This window comes from Shinella sumterensis (genome assembly GCF_004514425.2).
GTDB classification, from domain to species: Bacteria; Pseudomonadota; Alphaproteobacteria; order Rhizobiales; family Rhizobiaceae; genus Shinella; species Shinella sumterensis.
In genome coordinates this window covers 35,335-54,854 of sequence record NZ_MYFN02000012.1, presented here as the reverse complement: position 1 = coordinate 54,854, position 19,520 = coordinate 35,335, and the positions used below count along the sequence as shown (strand labels likewise).

Sequence of the window (19,520 nt, the reverse complement as noted above, 5' to 3'; positions counted from 1 at the left end):
GTTGATCGTCTGCCCCCTTCTCCCCCACGGGGAGAAGGTGCCGGCAGGCGGATGAGGGGGCGGCGCGGTCAGGAAAATGGGGGGCTTTTTCCCCCTCATCCGACCCTTCGGGCCACCTTCTCCCCGCGGGGAGAGGGGAGCGGCAGACGCGCCTGAGCATGCGAAAGTAATGCATTTCAGGGGAGGGATCGCCATGCAGCAACTGTTATTCGCCATCTTCACGATGGTCGGGGGCGTTCTCGCCTGTGTCGTCTATTTCTTCGGAACGAACTGGCTTCTCGACAAGATCTTCCCGTCCAAGGGGCTGACGGGGCCGCAGGCCTCGAAGAACCTCCGGATCACCAATGCCATCCGGCCATGGCTGTTCATGGCGCCCGCGCTCTTCGCGCTCGGCATCTATCTCGTCTATCCCGTCTTCGAGTCCGTCCGCCTCTCCCTCCACGATCGTTCCGGCCAGCAGTTCGTCGGCCTCAGCAATTTCCGCTGGATGCTGGGCGACAGCGAGTTCCGCCAGTCGATCTTCAACAACTTCCTGTGGCTGCTCGTCGTGCCCGCGCTGTCCACCTTCTTCGGCCTCGTGATCGCCGCGCTGACCGACCGCATCTGGTGGGGCAATATCGCAAAGACGCTGATCTTCATGCCGATGGCGATCTCCTTCGTCGGCGCCGCCGTCATCTGGAAGTTCGTCTACGACTACCGCTCGGAAGGCTCCGAGCAGATCGGCATCCTCAATGCCATCGTGGTGGCCATGGGCGGCCAGCCCGAGGCGTGGATGACCATTCCCTTCTGGAACAACTTCTTCCTGATGGTGATCCTCATCTGGATCCAGACCGGCTTTGCCATGGTCATCCTGTCGGCGGCGCTGCGCGGCATCCCGGAAGAGACCATCGAGGCCGCCGTCATCGATGGCGCGAACGGCTTCCAGATCTTCTTCAAGATCATGGTTCCGCAGATATGGGGCACGATCGCGGTCGTCTGGACGACGATCACCATCCTCGTCCTCAAGGTCTTCGACATCGTGCTGGCGATGACCAACGGCCAATGGCAGACGCAGGTTCTCGCGAACCTGATGTTCGACTGGATGTTCCGCGGCGGCGGCGATTTCGGCCGCGGCGCGTCCATCGCCGTCGTGATCATGATCCTCGTCATCCCGATCATGATCTGGAACATCCGCAACGCCACTCGGGAAATGGAGCGCTGAGATGATTGCCACGTCCCGTTCGCCGCTCATCATCGTCGTTCACCTGTCCGTCCTGCTGCTCGTGGCGCTCTGGACCCTGCCGACCGCAGGCCTCCTGATCTCGTCGCTGCGTGACAAGGACCAGCTTGCCGTTTCCGGCTGGTGGACCGCGCTCTCCACGTCCTCGCAGAACCTGACCGGTCGCGCTGCCTCGCCCGATGCGCAGGTCGAGAAGGACGGCAAGTTCGTGATTGCGGGCAACCTCATCGAAGGCGGCACGAGCAAGGTGTCCGCCTTCGGTGTCAGGCCCATGCAGCCCACCGCCTTTGAGGTCGGCACCGCCGCCGATATCGGCGATGGCCAGACGCTGACCGTCAACGAGGACGGCAGCTATGAGATCGTCTCGCCCACGCGCATGGAAGGCACGCGCGGCCAGCGCATCTTCTATACGGCCTCGGTCCCGCCGCGCTTCACGCTCGACAACTATCGCGAAGTGCTCAATGCCGAGGGCATCGGCGCCTCCTTCATCAATTCGCTGACGGTGGCGATCCCCGCAACGATCATCCCCATCCTCGTGGCGGCCTTCTGCGGCTATGCGCTGGCCTGGATGCCCTTTCCGGGGCGCGCGATCCTGATTGCCGTCATCGTCGGCCTGCTCGTCGTGCCCTTGCAGATGTCGCTCATTCCGCTCCTGAAGCTCTACAACGGTGTCGGCGCCTTCTTCGGGGTGCCGGCCAAGACCTATGTGGGCATATGGCTCGCCCATATGGGTTTCGGCCTGCCGCTCGCGGTCTACCTTCTGCGCAACTACATGGCCGGGCTGCCGCGCGAGATCATGGAGTCGGCCCGCGTGGACGGGGCGAGCGATTTCGACATCTTCGTGAAGATCATCCTGCCGCTGTCCTTCCCGGCCCTTGCCTCTTTCGCCATCTTCCAGTTCCTGTGGACCTGGAACGACCTGCTGGTCGCCATGGTCTTCCTGGGCACCGGCAACAACGAGTTGGTGCTGACCGGCCGCCTGGTCAACCTGCTCGGCTCGCGCGGCGGCAACTGGGAAATCCTTACGGCCTCCGCTTTCATAACCATCATCGTGCCTCTCATCGTCTTCTTCAGCTTGCAGCGCTACCTCGTGCGCGGCCTGCTGGCGGGGTCGGTGAAGGGCGGCTGACAACCATTTCCAGCAATATGCGGACCGCCGGCGTTGCCACAGCGTCGGGCCGGGACGCCCAGACAGGACATATGAGAATGACGACGTCGGGTTCAACGCTTCTCCAGCCGGACAAGGACTGGTGGCGCGGCGCGGTGATCTACCAGATCTATCCGCGTTCCTTTCAGGATACCAATGGTGACGGGATCGGCGATCTCCGCGGCATCACCGAGCGGCTTTCCCATGTCGCATCGCTTGGCGTCGATGCGATCTGGATATCGCCGTTCTTCACTTCGCCCATGCGCGACTTCGGTTATGACGTGTCCGATTACCAGGACGTGGACCCGATCTTCGGCGTGCTCTCGGATTTCGATGCGCTGATCGAAGAGGCGCACCGTCTCGATATCCGCGTCATGATCGACCTCGTCCTGTCGCACACTTCCGACAGGCATCCGTGGTTCGCCGAAAGCCGCTCGCGGCGCACGAACCCCAAGGCGGACTGGTATGTCTGGGCGGATTCGCGGCCCGACGGCACACCGCCGAACAACTGGCTGTCGATCTTCGGCGGCTCCGCCTGGCAGTGGGACCCCACGCGCCTGCAATATTACATGCACAACTTCCTGACCTCGCAGCCGGACCTGAACCTGCACAATCCCGAGGTTCAGGATGCGCTGCTTTCGGTCGCGCGTTTCTGGCTGCAACGCGGCGTCGATGGTTTCCGTCTCGACACGATCAACTTCTACTTCCACGACAAGGAACTGCGCGACAACCCGGCGCTCGCGCCCGAGCGGCGCAATGCGCAGACCGCGCCAGCCGTGAACCCCTACAATTACCAGGAACACATCTACGACAAGAACCAGCCGGAGAACCTGGAATTCCTCAAGCGCTTTCGCGCGCTGATGGAGGAGTTTCCGGCGATTGCCGCCGTCGGCGAGGTGGGCGACAGCCAGCGCGGCCTGGAGATCGCCGGCGAATACACCTCCGGCGGCGACAAGATGCACATGTGCTACGCGTTCGAGTTCCTGGCGCCCGAACCGCTGACGCCGGCCTTCGTGGCCGACACGCAGCATGCGTTGGAAAAGGCGGCCCCGGAAGGGTGGGTCTGCTGGGCCTTCTCCAACCACGACGTCGTGCGCCATATCAGCCGCTGGGGCACCGGCGTGAACGACCATGAGGCGCATGCCAAGCTCTTGTCGAGCCTGCTGCTTTCGCTGCGCGGCTCCGTCTGCATCTATCAGGGCGAGGAACTGGCCCTTCCGGAAGCGGAGATCGCCTACGAGGATCTTCGCGATCCCTACGGCATCCAGTTCTGGCCCGATTTCAAGGGCCGTGACGGCTGCCGCACGCCGATGGTCTGGGAGAGCAACGACCCGACCGGCGGCTTCAGCGACGGCAAGCCGTGGCTGCCGGTACCGCCCGCGCATCTGGAACGCGCCGTCGACGTGCAGGCGGGGGACGATGCATCGGTGCTTGCGCATTACCGCCGCTTTCTCGCCTTCCGCAAGGAGCATGTGCCGCTCGTCAAGGGCGAGATCGAGTTTCAGATGGCGGAAGGCGTGATCCTCTCCTTCGTGCGCTCGCACGGCAACGAGAAGATTTTCTGCGCCTTCAACATGAGCCCGGTCGCGCGCATGGCGGATATTCCGTCCGGCACGCTCGAGGCGCTGGAAGGGCACGGCTTCGCGAGCGTCATGCATGACGACTATATCGAACTTCCGGCCTGGAGCGGGTTCTTCGCCCGCTTCGTGTGACCGGTCAGAACAACAGGGGAGGTAGAGACATGGCAGGGCTGGTGCTCAAGGATATCCGCAAATCCTACGGTGCCGTGGATGTGATCCATGGCATCGATCTCGACATCAAGCAGGGCGAGTTCATCGTCTTCGTCGGCCCGTCCGGCTGCGGCAAGTCGACCCTGCTGCGCATGATCGCCGGCCTGGAGCAGATCACCGGCGGGGACATGCTGATCGACGGCGAGCGCGTCAACGATGTGCCGCCGTCGAAGCGCGGCATCGCCATGGTGTTCCAGTCCTACGCGCTCTACCCGCATATGACCGTCTACGACAACATGGCCTTCGGCATGCGGATCGCCGGGGAAAGCAAGGAGGAGATTGATCGCCGGGTGCGCGCGGCTGCCGATATCCTCCAGCTCACCACCTATCTCGACCGCCTGCCCAAGGCGCTTTCGGGCGGCCAGCGCCAGCGCGTCGCCATCGGTCGCGCGATCTGCCGCAATCCCAAGGTCTTCCTGTTCGACGAGCCGCTGTCCAACCTCGACGCGGCGCTGCGCGTCGCCACCCGCATCGAGATCGCCAAGCTCAACGAGCAGATGGCCGACACGACCATGATCTACGTGACGCACGATCAGGTGGAGGCCATGACGCTCGCCGACCGCATCGTCGTGCTGTCGGCCGGCCGCATCGAGCAGGTCGGGGCCCCGCTCGAATTGTACGAGCGCCCCGCCAATCTCTTCGTCGCCCGGTTCATCGGCTCGCCCGCCATGAACGTCATTCCTGCCAAGATCACCTCTGCGGGCGCGGCGACCGCGCTGGAACTGACCGGCGGGCGCACCGTCACCGTCGACATCGCGACGGCGGCGTCCGAGGTTGGGAAGGCGGCAAGCTTCGGCGTGCGCCCGGAAGACCTTCAGATCTCGACCGGCGACGATTTCCTGTTCGCGGGCACGGTATCGATCGTCGAGGCGCTCGGCGAGGTCACGCTGCTTTACATCGAGGGCCTTGTGCCGGGTGAGCCGATCATCGCCAAGATTCCCGGCATTCTCGACGTGAAGCGCGGCGACACGATCCGCTTCACGGCGGACAGGGCGAAGCTGCACCTCTTCAATGCCGCAGGGCAGAGCTACAGGGCTCTTTGAGACGCGGCGTCTGCGAAAAAATGCGCCGGATACCCTTTGGAATGGCAGGATTTTGGCCTGCCGTTCAACACGATGTTAAGCGTTGTCGCCGTAGCATTTCCGGGTAATGCAGTGCCGGGGCGAGCAGTCTGATGGGATTTTACGGTGACGTATCGCGGGGAAGCTACCTGAACAAGGAAGAGTCCTTCATGTATGATCGGGAAAAGACCTTCCCGATGGAGGACACCTGCAACGAGGCCCGCATCGAGTTCACCGAGACCGGCGGCCTCGTCAACCTCGTCTCCCGCCGCGGGGTCATCGTCAAGCTGTCGCGCAGCGGCGCCGTCATCACCATGACGACGAAGTTCCAGCTCCCGCGCAACTTCTACCTCGACATCGTCAGCGCCCGCATCCCGATGATCGGCTGCCTCACGCAGCGCGTCTATCCGAATGATGTCGTGGAAGCCCGCTTCCTGCGCCTGCTCTCCGACAAGGACCTGCAGCGCATCTTCGTCTATTCCACGCACCGCAACCACCAGAACCGGACGCTGGATATCTACGGCTGATGTGAAAAGAGGGGCGAAACGCTCCTCTTCTTATGTCTGCGAGATATCGAGCTTGGCGCGACCTCCCCCTCCGTCATGCTCGGGCTTGACCCCGAACATCCAGTCCAAGCGCAGACCACTGCCTGTGGATCCTCGGCTCAAGGCCGAGGATGACGTTGAGTTTGTGGCTCAGGCCTGACCGAAGGAGGCGCCACTTAAGCGAACAACACGCTCGCTCCATGGTCCGCCGGACCGGCAATCGCGCGGAAGGGGGCGAAGAGTTCGCGACCCATGCCGAATTCGTTGCCGGAGAGGTCGGCGGCCGCCTGCGGGCGGGCGGCGAATTCGGCGGAATCCACGAGAACCTCGATCGTGCCGTGGGCGGCATCGAGCCGGATGATGTCGCCGTCGCGGATGCGGCCGATCGGGCCATTGTCCACGGCCTCTGGCGTCACATGGATGGCGGCCGGCACCTTGCCGGATGCGCCGGACATGCGTCCGTCGGTCAGAAGCGCCACGCGCTGGCCGCGGTCCTGCAGGATGCCGAGCACCGTCGTCAGCTTGTGCAGTTCCGGCATGCCGTTGGCCTTCGGACCCTGGAAGCGCACGACGGCGATGAAATCGCCCGTGAGTTCGCCGGCCTTGAAGGCTGCGTTCAGCTCCAGCTGGTCATGGAAGACCTTGGCGGGCGCCTCGATGACATGGCGCTCGGGTTTCACGGCGGAAATCTTGATGACGGCATTGCCGATATTGCCGGTGAGCATCTTCAGGCCGCCGGTCGGCTGGAAGGGCGTCTCGATATTGGCGAGCACCTTCGGGTCGTGGCTGACCTTCGGCGAGGGCTCGCGCAGAACGGTGCCGTTGGCGCCGAGCCGGGCATCGACCGTATAGGCGTTGAGCCCCTGGCCGTAGACGGTGCGCACGTCGTCATGCAGCAGGCCGTGCTTCAGGAGTTCCTGGATGAGGAAACCCATGCCGCCTGCGGCGTGGAAATGGTTCACGTCGGCGAGGCCGTTCGGATAGACGCGGGCAAGCAGCGGCACGACATCCGACAGGTCGGAAATATCTTTCCAGGTCAGGAGGATGCCGGCGGCGCGCGCCATGGCGAGGAGGTGCAGCGTATGATTGGTCGAACCGCCCGTGGCATGCAGCCCGACAACGCCGTTGACGATGGAGCGCTCGTCGATCATCTCCCCCGCCGGGGTGAATTCGTTGCCCTGCGCGGTGATCGCCAGCGCCCGCTTGGCGGCTTCCTTCGTCAGGGCGTCGCGCAGCGGCGTGCCCGGATTGATGAAGGAGGCGCCGGGCATGTGGAAGCCCATGATCTCCATCAGCATCTGGTTGGAGTTGGCCGTGCCGTAGAAGGTGCAGGTGCCGGGGCCGTGATAGGACTTGGATTCGGCCTCCAGCAGCTCCGCGCGGCCGGCCTTGCCCTCGGCGAAAAGCTGGCGCACACGCGCCTTCTCGTCGTTCGGCAGGCCCGAGGTCATCGGGCCGGCGGGGATGAAGACGGCCGGCAGGTGGCCGAAGGTCAGCGCGGCGATCGTCAGGCCCGGCACGATCTTGTCGCACACGCCGAGATAGACGACCGAATCGAACATGTTGTGCGACAGGCCCACGCCGGCCGCCATCGCGATGAGGTCACGCGAGAACAGCGAGAGCTCCATGCCCGGCTGGCCCTGGGTGACGCCGTCGCACATCGCCGGCACGCCGCCTGCCACCTGGGCGACGCCGCCTGCTTCATGTGCCGCCTCGCGGATCAGCGCCGGGTAGGTCTCGAACGGCTGGTGGGCCGAGAGCATGTCGTTGTAGGAGGTGATGATGCCGAGGTTCGGAACGCGGTCGCCGGCGAGCGCGTCCTTCTCGGCGGGGGAACAGACCGCAAAGCCGTGGGCGAGGTTGCCGCAGGAGAGCACGGACCGGTGCACGCCGCTGGCGGCGGCAGCCCGCACGCGGCCGAGATAGGCTTCGCGGTGAGGCTTCGAGCGTTCGACGATGCGGGCGGTGATGGCTTCAATGCGCTTGTCGGCGGACATGGGATTATCCTGACTTCCTCGATTGCATTTTTACACGGCAAGGCGAGCGCGAAAGCTGCACGATCCGCGGGTCCATGGCGCCATGCGCCGGGCATGTTCGGCTTCAGCCGGCTAAGCGCGCTCCAGAGCATTGAAAGCCGAAGAAATCTCCGGCGTCGGGCAATGCTCTAGGGCGCCCAGTAGATATCGACCGGCGTTGCCGCACGCCGCAGGACGGCGCGGATCGGCATATCGGTTTCCGGCCCGTCACCTTCCGCCGCGGCGAGAACGTCCTTCTTGCCCTGGCCTTCGATATGCAACACCAGAAGACGGGCATCCTGAAGGCTGGCGAAGGTGAAGGTGAGGCGGGTTTCGCCGGCACCTTCCGCTTCCATGGTGATGACGCCGCGCGGCGTTTCAGCCGAGATCGCCGTGGCCAGATTGCTGCCGCCGGGGAAGAACGAGGCGGTATGGCCATCCGTTCCCATGCCGAGAATGACGACGTCGAACGGCGCGCCGAGCGCGTCCGCATCCCGCGAGACGATCTTGGCCGCCTCGTCGGCGCTGTCGGCCTGGCGGTAGAGCGGCAGGAAATTCGCCGCCTGCGCCTTGCCCTGAAGCAGGTTCTCGGCAACGAGCAGATGGTTGGAGCGCGGATTGTCGGCCGGCACGAACCGCTCGTCGACGAGCGTGATCGTCACCTTCGCCCAGTCGATATCGCGCGTCGAAAGCGACTTGAAGAAGGCCTTCGGCGTGGAGCCGCCCGATACGGCGATGGTCGCCTTGCCACGGGCGGCCACGGCATCGGCAAGGGCTGCGGACACGCGATCCGCCAGAGCTTCGGCCAGCGCCGCACCGTCCTTGAATTCATGCAGTCTCGCGCTCATCGGCCTTCCTTACGTTTCATGCCAGGTGCGGCCGTCGCGCTCGATGAGGGCGATGGCCTGGCTGGGCCCCCAGGTGCCGGCGGTGTAGCCCTGCACCTGCTGGCCGGTCGCTTCCCAGGCCTTGAGGATCGGGTCGACCCAGCGCCATGCGGCCTCGACTTCGTCACGGCGCATGAAGAGCGTCTGGTTGTTCCTGATGACGTCGAGCAGCAGGCGCTCGTAGGCGTCGGCGTTGCGGGCGTCGAAGGCCTGCGCGAAGCTCATGTCGAGCGAGACATTGCGCAGGCGCATGCCGCCCGGACCCGGATCCTTGATCATCAGCGACTGCTTGACGCCTTCGTCGGGCTGCAGGCGGATGATGAGCTGGTTCGCCTCGATACGGCCGGCCGAGGGGTCGAAGATCGAATGCGGGATCGGCTTGAAGGTGATGACGATCTCCGACATGCGCGCGGCAAGACGCTTGCCGGTGCGGATGTAGAAGGGAACGCCCGCCCAGCGCCAGTTGCCGATCTCGGCCTTGATGGCGACGAAGGTTTCCGTGTTGGAGACGCCGCCGTCCAGCTCTTCCAGATAGCCCTTGACCGGGCCGCCGGCGGACGCGCCGGCGCGATACTGGCCGCGCACCGTGAGGCGCTCGACATTGTACTGGTCGATAGGCTTCAGCGCGCGCAGGACCTTGAGCTTCTCGTCGCGCACGGCTTCCGCGTCCATGGAGGAGGGCACTTCCATGGCGACGAGGCAGAGCAGCTGGAGGATATGGTTCTGCACCATGTCGCGCAGCGCGCCGGCCTTGTCATAATATCCGGCTCGGCTTTCCAGCCCGACGGATTCGGCGACAGTGATCTGGACGTGGTCGATATGTGCGGAATTCCACAGCGGCTCATAGAGCGCGTTGGCAAAGCGCAGCGCCATCAGGTTCTGCACCGTCTCCTTGCCGAGATAGTGGTCGATGCGGAAGATCTGCTCTTCGCGGAACACCTTGCCGATCGTGTTGTTCAGCTCGTCCGCCGACGCGAGGTCGCGGCCGATCGGCTTTTCGACGACGATGCGCGTCTGCTTGGTGATGAGCTTGTGGTCGCGGATCTTCTCGGAGATATCGCCGAAGATCGCCGGCGCGACGGCCAGGTAGAAGGCACGCACGCGTTCCTTGCCCTCGTCGAGCAGCTCCTTCAGCTTGTCCCAGCCGGCGTCGGACTTCGCGTCGACCGAGACGTAGAACAGGCGATCGCAGAAGATCTTGACCTGCTCGTCCTCGAATTCGCCGGGCTTCAGGTGCTCCTTCAGCGCATCCACCGCGAACTTGCGGTATTCCGCATCCGTGAAGGCCGTTCGCGACGCGCCGATGATGCGCGTGGGATCGGAAAGCTGGCCGGCGAGCTGCCGGTGATAGAGGGCCGGAAGGAGCTTGCGTTCGGCAAGGTCGCCGGTTCCGCCGAAGACGACATAGTCGAAGGGTTCAACAGGAATGATCTGGCTGCTCATCGGATATCTCGATCTCGTTCTGTTGCCGGGTGTTATAATCTAATCGATTTAAAAACACCAGCGTGCGACGCAACAAAATCGGTGTTTCCGAACAGATCAGAGCTTGTCGCGTAGCGCGTACCACGTCATGGCGAGGAACAGAAGCGGCGAGCGGAACCGCGAGCCACCGGGGAAGGCCGGGATTTTCAGGGCCTTCAACTGGTCGAGCTCCGCGCTGCCGCCGGTCACGTCCTCGGCATAGAGCTTGCCACAGTAGTTTGACAGCATGACGCCGTGGCCGGAATAACCGCCGATCGTCGTGATGCCCGGCATGACCTCGCGCACATAGGGCTTGCGCGGCATGGTGATGCCGACGGAGCCGCCCCAGGCATGGGTGAGTTCGATGCCCTTGAGTTCCGGATAGACCTCCTCGATCTGCCGGCGGATGGGCGGCGTCATGTCATCAGGATTGTCGGAGGTGTAGGCTTCGCGTCCGCCAAACAGCAGCCGGCCGTCGCGCGTCTTGCGGAAGTAGCGCACGACGAAGCGCGTGTCGGCGATGGATTCCCCTCCAGGGATGATCGACGGGAATTTATCGAGCGGCACCGTCGCGCCGATGAAGGAGCGGATCGGCATGACATGCGCCGCCGTCTTCGGCTCCAGATCGCCGATATAGGCATTGCAGGCGATCAGGGCCTTGTCGGCCCGGATGGTGCCGCGCGCCGTCGTGATCACCACCTTTCCGCCGGACCGTTCGATCTTGAGGGCAGGGGTTCTTTCGTGGAGATTGGCGCCCGCCTCCTGCGCCGCCCGCGCGACGCCGACGATGAGCTTCATCGGATGGATATGGCCGGTGCCGGTATCGCGGATGCCGAAGAAGAACCGCTTCGAGCCGACGCGTTCCTCGGTTTCCGCCCGGTCCATGAAGTGCATGTGCGGATAGCCGAAGCGGGTCGCGGCGATCTCGATATGATCGCGGAAGTCCTTCTCATAGCTTGTCTTGTGGCTGACATTGAGCTGGCCGGGCACATAGTCGATGTCGAGTTTTTGCGCGGCGGCGAAATCGTGGATGTGCTGCTTGGCGTTTTCCGCAAGCTCGAACAGCGCCCTGGCGCGCTCGTAGCCCAGTTCGGCTTCCAGTTCCTCCGCATCGGTGCGCTGGCCGGTGCCGAGCTGGCCGCCATTGCGGCCGGACGCGCCGTCGCCGAAGCGGTGTGCTTCGATGAGCGTGACACGCACCCCCTTGAGGGCGAGGTTGTAGGCGGCCTGGAGGCCGGTGAAGCCGCCGCCGACGATGGCGACATCCGTCTCGACCGAGCCGTCGAGCGGCGCATATTCGGGGCGGTCTCCAACGCTTGCTTCATACCAAGAGACGCCGGGGGAAATCGGGCTTTGCCAGGGCATAGCGCACACTCATGGAAAAGAGGCTGCGGCGGCGCACCGGGGCGCCGGCCGCTGATCGGGATGACGTTTCAGGCGGCCCGGACCGCCGGCCGCTCAGACGTTGAGCAGCAGGAACTCGCGTTCCCAGGGGCTGATCACCTGCATGAAGGTCTCGAACTCGCCGCGCTTGACGCCGGCATAGAGCCCGATGAACTCCGCGCTCAGCACCTCCGCCAGTGCGGGATCGGATTCGAGCAGCGACACGGCCTCGAGCAGGCCGCGCGGCAGATCGATCGTGCCCTCGTTGGCGGTGTCCTCCGTCGGCGGGCTCGGCTCAATCCCGTTCATGATGCCGAGCAGGCCGCAACCGAGCGACGCCGCGAGCGCGAGATACGGATTGGCGTCCGATCCCGGCAGGCGGTTTTCGATACGGCGGGCGGCCGCGTCCGACACCGGCACGCGGAAGGCCGTGGTGCGGTTGTCGTAGCCCCAGGCATTGTTGACCGGCGCCGACATGTCGGGCGTCAGGCGTCGATAGGAGTTCACATAGGGCGCCATCATGACCAGCGTCTTCGGCACATAGGCCTGCATGCCGCCGATGAAGTGGAAGAACTCCTTCGAGGGCGATCCGTCCGGGTTGGAGAAGACGTTCCGGCCCGTGTCGAGCTCCACCACCGACTGGTGGATATGCATGGCCGATCCGGCCTGGCCCTGCATGGGCTTGGCCATGAAGGTGGCGTAGATGCCGTGCTTCAGCGCCGCCTCGCGGATCGTGCGCTTGAACAGGAACACCTGGTCGGCCAATTCGATGGGATCGCCGTGGCGCAGGTTGATTTCGAGCTGCGCGGGCCCTTCCTCGTGGATCAGCGTATCGATCTCGAGGCCCTGCTTTTCCGAGAAGTGATAGATGTCGTCGATCAGTTCGTCGAATTCGTTGATGCCGGCGATGGAATAGCCCTGTCCGCCCAGGATGGCGCGGCCGGAGCGGCCCTTCGGCGGATGCAGCGGATAATCCGGGTCGTCGTTGACGGCGACGAGATAGAATTCGATCTCGGGCGCCACGACCGGCTTCCAGCCGCGCTCGCGATACATCTGCACGACGTTCTTCAACACGTTGCGCGGCGTATAGGGCACGTTCTCGCCCGTCGAGCCGACGATGTCGCAGATCACCTGCGCGGTCGGATCGGTTTCCCACGGCACCACGGAAAGGGTGGAAAGATCCGGCACCAGCTTGAGGTCGCTGTCGCGCGGCTCATAGCGGAAATTGCCGGTCTCCTCCGGGTAATCGCCGGAAATCGTGTGGCGATAGAGCGCCGAAGGCAGCGCCAGCGACGTGTTCGAGGTGAACTTCGACGACGGCATCATCTTGCCGCGCGGCACGCCCGCGAGGTCCGGTGTGATGCATTCGATGTCTTCAATGCCGCGGGCCCGAAGCCAGTCTGCGGCGTCCTTCCAGGTCTTTACTCCGCGTGGCACGCTGATGGCGGGAGGGATTTTGGTGGAGCGTGCTGCTTTCTCTATGGTAGGCGTAACGACTTTCTTCCTGGACGGCATGACACACCGGGGTTGGTTGATGATGCGCCATCATAGACACAGAATGATGCTTGGCTAGCTCCCCCCTGCGCATCAAAACGGGGATTTCCGTTCTATTTCCCGTTTTCGTGCCCGGATTGACATTCTGCTGCGATGGCCGAAAGAGAGGGAAAAAGAGGATTTCAACGTGGCAGAGCGGCGGGACGTCGTCATTATCGGAGCCGGCGCGGCCGGCATGATGTGCGCCATCGAGGCGGGCAGGCGCGGGCGCCGTGTGCTCGTTCTCGACCATGCGAAGGCGCCGGGCGAAAAGATACGCATTTCCGGCGGCGGCCGCTGCAACTTCACCAATATCCATGCCGGCCCGAAGAATTTCCTCTCCGCCAACCCGCATTTCGCAAAGTCGGCGCTTGCCCGCTACACCCCGCGTGATTTCCTCGATCTCGTGGAGCGGCACCGTATCGCCTGGCATGAGAAGACGCTGGGCCAGCTCTTCTGCGACAATTCGGCGAAGGACATCATTGCCATGCTGCTCGCCGAGATGAAGGCGGCGGGCGTCGAACTCAGGCTTTCCACTGCGATCGGCGACATCGCGCATGACGGGACGTCCTTCCGCATATCGACGGAGCAGGGTGCGATCGAGGCCGCCTCGCTGGTCGTTGCCACCGGCGGAAAGTCCATACCCAAGATGGGCGCCACGGGATTTGCCTATCGTATCGCGGAGCAGTTCGGGCTGCCCGTTATCGAAACCCGTGCCGGTCTCGTGCCGCTGATGCTCGATCCCGCCACACTTGCCGCCCACGAGGGCCTGCCCGGCGTCGCGGTGGACGTGGCGGCACGCCACGGCAAGACCGAATTCCGCGAGGCGGCGCTCTTCACCCATCGCGGGCTGAGCGGCCCGGCCATCCTGCAAATCTCCTCCTATTGGCGCGAGGGGGAGGAGATCGGCCTGCACATCCGCCCCGATCTCGACTTCGCCGCGATCATCGCCGCCGCCCGCAAGCAGAACGGCCGGCAGGCGGTGCAGACCGTTCTCGCCGAACATATCCCGAAGAAACTGGCGCAGTTGGTCGTCACCGATCTGGGCATCGACGGCCCGCTCGCCGAACTCTCCGGGAAGCGGATCGATGCGCTGGTGCAAAGGCTGCGCGACTGGCGGTTCCGGCCGCCGGCGTCGGAAGGCTATCGCACGGCGGAGGTCACGCTCGGCGGCATCGATACGGCCACGCTCGATTCCCGCAGCATGGCGGCAAAGGCGGTGCCGGGGCTCTACTTCATCGGCGAGGCGGTGGATGTCACCGGCTGGCTGGGCGGCTATAATTTCCAGTGGGCCTGGGCGTCCGGCCACGCCGCGGGGCAGGAAGCGTGATTCCTGCACGGTCCTTTACCGTCCGTTAAGACCTCGGGGCGGATGCTCTCGAAATGTCGGCGTTTCCCACCTTTCGGGATGGGAGACAACATGATGTGGGCCGGCAGACCGGATCATCCGCGTTGCCTGTTGTTTCCCCGTAACGGAGTATCGCCGCATGCCTTCCACACGCCGCCCCGCCCGCGCCATCGCCATTGCCGCAACGGAGGAAAGCCGCCGCTGTCTGCTGGCGATCGGCGTCAATTGCGCGCTTGCTGCCATTCTGGTGACGGCACTGGCGCTCATCGCCCTTTGACGTTCGGGCCGGGATAAATCGGTTTAAAAAGTCAGGGAATTTTAAAGATTGCCGCCGATGATCTCTGGATAGGGTTCCGGAAGCCGCGTCCCATGATGGATGCCCGCGGCTGGCAATGAATGCTCCCCCGGATACGCGGCATTGCAGCCGCATGAAGTCGGTAATCCGGCGTCCGAATCCTGGGGAGGCTCTGGAAGAGAGCAGGGGTGGAGCGCGCCGACAACGGATGTTCCGCCATGTTTATTGATCGCATTCTTGCCCGTTTCAAAATCCAGACCAAGGTTCTGGTCTTCATCCTGCCGTTCGTTCTGAGCATTTGCGCCGTCGGCTTCACGGGTCTCTATGCCACCGGCCTGCTTCAGGGCCGCATGGAGATTTCCAACAGCGTCCTCCAGTCGCTCAGCGGCTTCAAGGACGTCTATGCCAGCATGAACCGCTTCCTGCAGGATACCAGCAAGGAGACCCGCGACGAGGTCAACCAGCGCCTGAAGGCGCAGGTTACGCTGCTGCGCCAGACGATGGATGGCCTGACCCCTGACGTCGACGCCTCGAAGCTGCTCGACGCCCAGAAGCAGACCAAGGATATCGAGGCGCGCATGGAGGGCCTGTGGCTGCTCTATACCCGCGAGACCAGGCTGCATGACGCGATGGGCAAGAACCTCAATTACCTTGCCGCCGAACAGATCAAGATCCTCGAAGAGGCGACCAAGCTGCAGCGCTCCGTCCGTCAGGACGAGAACACCGCAAAGAGCATGCTGCGCGAGGCCGACCGCCTGACGAATGCAGGCCGGTTCTTTGCCGATTTCCTCAGCGACTTCGCCAAGGCCGCGACCCCGGACGAAAAGCTGAAACTCGTCAAGGAGCGCTACCCGCTGATTTCGAAGACCGAACGCTCGATTGCGGCCATCCTGCCGAAGAGCCAGAAGGTCGTCTCCACCACCATCCGCACCACGATCGACGAGCTCGGCGGTTACCTGGCCTCCAGCGATACGGCCGATGTCGTCGTTCCCGAAGTGGCGCGCCGCATCAACCGCTTCCGCCAGATCGCCATCCAGCTGCAGGGTGGCGCCGGCGAGAAGATGCGCGAAGCGACCCGCATCTTCGGCGAACTCGATGAGCCGATCATCAAGTCGGAAGCCGTTCTGTCCGCCACGCGCAAGCTGGTCAACTCGATCTATGACGCCGAAATCATCGCGGCCCGTTTCCTCGGCGAAACCTCGGAGGAAAATCGCACCAAGCTGCTGGCGTCGCTGTCCATCGTGACGAGCGAAATCGACACCCTGCGCGGCAGCGCCAACGGACTCGCCTTCTTCGACGGTGTCGGGCAAGCGGTGACGCCCGTCATCGACAAGATCAACGCCGACAGCGCCACGCTGGTGAAGATCAGCACCCAGCGCACGGCCGACTTCGATGTGGCCGGCCAGTCCATCGACAGCATCTGGAACCTGCTCAGCCAGTTCGCCGAGGAGCAGAAGACGAGCGCCGGCTCGGAGCGCGAGAAGGCCAACCAGGTCTCGGTGCTGGCGACTGTCGTCGGTGCGGCCATCGCCGTGCTTGCCGGCATCGCGCTGGTGCTGACGCTCAAGGGACCGATCGGGCAGATCACCGGCGCGATGCGCCGCCTTGCCGACGGTTTCCTCGACACCGGCATATCCGGCCAGAGCCGTGCCGACGAAATCGGCGACATGGCCCGCGCGCTCGGCGTCTTCAAGGAAAACGCCCTGTCCAAGATCCGCGTGGAGGCCGAAAGCGAACAGCAACGCGCCGAGGCGGAGGCTGAACGCCGCCGCAACGACGCGGAAAAGCAGGCGATGGACCAGCAGATCGACTTTGCGGTCAACGCGCTTGCCGCAGGCCTCGGCCGCCTGGCGCAGGGCGACCTGTCGCGCCAGATCGAGACGCCGTTCTCTGGTCGCCTGGAGCAGCTGCGGCAGGACTTCAACGTCTCGCTCGTGCGCCTTCAGGATACGCTGGGCCAGATCCGCAACAATGCCCTGTCGATCCAGCGCAGCGGCGCCGACATGCTGCAATCGGCCGACGCGCTTTCCAAGCGCACCGAATCGCAGGCTTCCTCGCTGGAGGAGACCGCCGCCGCCGTCGAGCAGATCACCGCGACCGTGCGCTCTTCCGCCGAGCGGGCGCATGAGGCCAACCTCGTCGTGGGCGCCACCAAGCGCAGCGCCGACAACTCCGCGGGCGTCGTCAGCAACGCGATCGATGCGATGGGACGCATCGAGGGGGCTTCCCGCCAGATCGAGCAGATCATCGAGGTCATCGACGACATCGCGTTCCAGACCAACCTTCTGGCGCTCAATGCCGGTATCGAGGCCGCGCGTGCGGGCGAGGCGGGCAAGGGCTTTGCCGTTGTCGCGCAGGAGGTGCGGGAACTGGCGCAGCGCTCGGCGAGTGCCGCCCGCGAGATCAAGGTGCTCATCGAGAAATCGACGAGCGAGGTGAATGCCGGCTCGCATCTCGTGCAGGAAACCGGCGCCGTGCTCGCCGCAATCAGCCAGCAGATCGTCACCGTCAGCCACCATGTGGACATGATGGCGACGGCAAGCCGCGACCAGGCGGCAGCACTCCAGGAGGTCAACGGCTCCGTCAACCAGATGGACCAGATGACCCAGCAGAACGCCTCGATGGTCGACGTCACGACGGCGGCGAGCCGCAAGCTTGCGGGCGAAGCCGACACGCTGATGATGCTGGTCGAGCAGTTCCGTCTCGAAGCGGAAGAACACGATCACGGCGCCTACCGCGCCGCCTGATAAAGCTGCCGCTGATAACCCAAAAAAGGCCTGGATTTCCGGGCCTTTTTTATGCCTGGACGTCCCGATTTACAGGATGTGGTGGCGGATTTTCAGCTTTTCTTATATCTTGATTTTTATCATTTCGGGACAATAGGAGCCCGACAATGAGCAAGATATTCCGATCTTCGATCGCCTATCAGTATGCGGCGATGACCTTCGCCTTCATCTTTCTCAGCGCCGCGGTCATCGTCGGCGTCATGCATTACAATCTGAAGAGCTATGTGCTGCAGGATGCGGCCAATGACGCCCATGACGCCACGCGCAACATGGCGGTTCTCTACGATGCCGTGATCGACGGGGCGTCTATCGAGCTGAAGGATGGTGCGCTTGCCGGCGTGCGCAGCGATGCGATGCCGGAGCTTGCGAACCACGATCTTGTCGATCGCACCGCCACGTCCATTGCCGGCGTCGCGACGATTTTTGAGAAACAGGGACCGGACTATGTCCGCATCTCGACGAATGTGAAGAAGGAAGACGGCAGCCGCGCCACCGGCACGAAACTCGCCGCGGATCATCCGGCACAGGCGGTACTCGCCAAGGGCGCGCCCTATTTCGGCCCCGCGCAGCTTTTCGGCCGTGACTTCATGACCGGCTACTTCCCGGTCAAGAATGCCGCCGGCGCCAATGTCGGATTGCTTTTCATCGGTATTCCGATGGAGGTCTACTTCCAGAAGATCCATGACCTCCAGCTTCGCGCGATCATCGCGGGTGGCGTTTCCATGCTGCTCTTCGGCTGTCTCGCCTATGTCGCCGTGCGCCGGGCGACCCGTCCGCTGCGCGCGCTGATCGGTGCCGTGGGCGCGATCGCGCAGGGTCGCCTCGACACGGATATTCCCAGCCGGGACAAGGCCAACGAGTTCGGCCAGATCGCGCGTGCGCTGGAAGTTTTCCGCGAAAACGCGCAGCGCCGGATCGACATGGAGGCCGCCGCCCAGCGTCAGAATGAAGAGGCGGCAGCCGAGCGCGAAAAGGTGGACACGGAAAAGCGCGAAACGGACCGGCAGATCGATTTCGCCGTCAACCAGCTGGCGGCCGGCCTCGGTCGTCTTGCGCAGGGCGATCTTTCCGAGACGATCGACGTGCCGTTCTCCGGCCGGCTTGAACAGCTGCGGCAGGATTTCAACGATTCGCTGTCGCGCCTGCAAGGCACCCTCGGCAGCATTCGCGCCAATGCGGTTGCGATCCAGTCCAGCGGTGCCGAGATGCGCCGGTCCGCCGACGATCTGTCGCGTCGCACGGAATCACAGGCCGCCTCGCTCGAGCAGACGGCGGCGGCGGTGGACGAGATCACCGTTACCGTTCGTTCCTCCGCCGAACGCGCGCAGGAGGCCAACAGCCGGGTCGCCGAAACCAAAGCGAGCGCCGACAGTTCCAGCGCCGTGGTGACCAGCGCGATCGAGGCGATGGGGCGGATCGAAGACGCCTCGCGAAAGATCGAGCAGATCATCGAGGTGATCGATGACATCGCCTTCCAGACGAACCTGCTCGCGCTCAATGCCGGCATCGAAGCGGCGCGGGCCGGTGAAGCCGGCAAGGGCTTTGCGGTCGTTGCACAGGAAGTGCGCGAACTGGCGCAGCGCTCGGCAGAGGCGGCCAAGGAAATCAAGGGCCTGATCGACAAGTCGACGCAGGAGGTCAGCACGGGCGCGAGCCTTGTGCAGGAAACCGGCGCGGTGCTTGCAGCAATCAGCCGCCAGATTGTCGGCATCAGCGACCACGTCGCCCTGATCGCGACGGCCAGCCGGGATCAATCCGCAGCGTTGCAGGAGGTCAACGGTTCCGTCAACCAGATGGACCAGATGACCCAGCAGAACGCATCCATGGTAGAATCGACGACGAGCGCGAGCCGTCAGCTTGCAGGCCAGGCGGACGAGCTGATGGCACTTATCGGCCAGTTTCGTTTTGAGGCGGGAGAGCGCAATTCAAGCGGACGGACCGCCCGCGCCGCCTGACGGTTTTGCGCGACGTTGAAGGCGCAGCTTCCTGAGCCTTCTTCACCGGATACTGCCCGAAACGAAAAACCCCCGGCGCAGGGACGCCGGGGGTT

Annotated in this window: 14 protein-coding genes; 9 read left to right on the top strand and 5 right to left on the bottom strand. The window is 64.0% G+C overall.

The genetic code is table 11. From position 1 onward, the window contains the following. The first annotated feature begins 193 nt into the window (after nt 1-193). The 5 genes from B5M41_RS19825 (at nt 194) to B5M41_RS19805 (ending at nt 5,744) form a co-directional block, all read left to right on the top strand. Entirely contained in the window at nt 194-1,201 is a 1,008-nt protein-coding gene (locus B5M41_RS19825) for a carbohydrate ABC transporter permease (RefSeq protein ID WP_134649715.1), read from the top strand. A gap of 1 nt (nt 1,202) precedes the next feature. Beyond that, nucleotides 1,203-2,348, top strand: a complete 1,146-nt coding sequence (locus tag B5M41_RS19820) for a carbohydrate ABC transporter permease (RefSeq protein WP_134649716.1) — start codon at nt 1,203-1,205, stop codon at nt 2,346-2,348. A 77-nt stretch (nt 2,349-2,425) separates the two neighbouring features. Further along, nucleotides 2,426-4,078 carry a beta-galactosidase BglA gene (bglA, locus tag B5M41_RS19815; RefSeq protein ID WP_134649717.1) on the top strand — a complete coding sequence of 551 codons (1,653 nt, stop codon included), beginning with the start codon at nt 2,426-2,428 and terminating at the stop codon, nt 4,076-4,078. Nucleotides 4,079-4,107: 29 nt separating this feature from the next. Next, nucleotides 4,108-5,199, top strand: coding sequence for an ABC transporter ATP-binding protein (locus tag B5M41_RS19810; RefSeq protein ID WP_134649718.1), 1,092 nt, complete (start codon nt 4,108-4,110; stop codon nt 5,197-5,199). 131 nt (nt 5,200-5,330) lie between these two features. Continuing rightward, a complete protein-coding gene (locus B5M41_RS19805) occupies nt 5,331-5,744 on the top strand; it encodes a hypothetical protein (RefSeq protein ID WP_134649719.1) in 414 nt (137 codons plus the stop codon). Between the two features lie 194 nt (nt 5,745-5,938). On the opposite strand, the gene edd is transcribed toward B5M41_RS19805, so the two are convergent. The 5 genes from edd to B5M41_RS19780 form a co-directional block, all read right to left on the bottom strand. Further along, nucleotides 5,939-7,759, bottom strand: coding sequence for a phosphogluconate dehydratase (gene edd / locus B5M41_RS19800; protein WP_134649720.1), 1,821 nt, complete (start codon nt 7,757-7,759; stop codon nt 5,939-5,941). A gap of 167 nt (nt 7,760-7,926) precedes the next feature. Further along, nucleotides 7,927-8,625, bottom strand: a complete 699-nt coding sequence (pgl, locus tag B5M41_RS19795; RefSeq protein WP_134649721.1) for a 6-phosphogluconolactonase — start codon at nt 8,623-8,625, stop codon at nt 7,927-7,929. A 9-nt stretch (nt 8,626-8,634) separates the two neighbouring features. Next, a complete protein-coding gene (gene zwf, locus B5M41_RS19790; protein ID WP_134649722.1) occupies nt 8,635-10,107 on the bottom strand; it encodes a glucose-6-phosphate dehydrogenase in 1,473 nt (490 codons plus the stop codon). A gap of 96 nt (nt 10,108-10,203) precedes the next feature. Continuing rightward, nucleotides 10,204-11,490, bottom strand: coding sequence for an NAD(P)/FAD-dependent oxidoreductase (locus B5M41_RS19785; protein ID WP_134649723.1), 1,287 nt, complete (start codon nt 11,488-11,490; stop codon nt 10,204-10,206). A gap of 93 nt (nt 11,491-11,583) precedes the next feature. After that, a complete protein-coding gene (locus B5M41_RS19780; RefSeq protein WP_134649724.1) occupies nt 11,584-13,023 on the bottom strand; it encodes a glutamine synthetase family protein in 1,440 nt (479 codons plus the stop codon). 166 nt (nt 13,024-13,189) lie between these two features. Between B5M41_RS19780 and B5M41_RS19775 the strand changes: the two genes are divergently transcribed. The 4 genes from B5M41_RS19775 to B5M41_RS19760 all read left to right on the top strand — a co-directional run bounded on the left by B5M41_RS19775 (nt 13,190) and on the right by B5M41_RS19760 (nt 19,425). Beyond that, a complete protein-coding gene (locus tag B5M41_RS19775; RefSeq protein ID WP_134649725.1) occupies nt 13,190-14,371 on the top strand; it encodes a BaiN/RdsA family NAD(P)/FAD-dependent oxidoreductase in 1,182 nt (393 codons plus the stop codon). 157 nt (nt 14,372-14,528) lie between these two features. After that, the gene (locus B5M41_RS19770) at nt 14,529-14,666 is read left to right on the top strand and encodes a hypothetical protein (RefSeq protein ID WP_167719131.1); all 138 of its coding nucleotides are present in this window, start codon (nt 14,529-14,531) and stop codon (nt 14,664-14,666) included. Nucleotides 14,667-14,902: 236 nt separating this feature from the next. Beyond that, a complete protein-coding gene (locus tag B5M41_RS19765) occupies nt 14,903-17,431 on the top strand; it encodes a methyl-accepting chemotaxis protein (protein WP_134649726.1) in 2,529 nt (842 codons plus the stop codon). 146 nt (nt 17,432-17,577) lie between these two features. Further along, the gene (locus B5M41_RS19760; protein ID WP_134649727.1) at nt 17,578-19,425 is read left to right on the top strand and encodes a methyl-accepting chemotaxis protein; all 1,848 of its coding nucleotides are present in this window, start codon (nt 17,578-17,580) and stop codon (nt 19,423-19,425) included. The last annotated feature ends 95 nt before the right edge of the window (nt 19,426-19,520 follow it).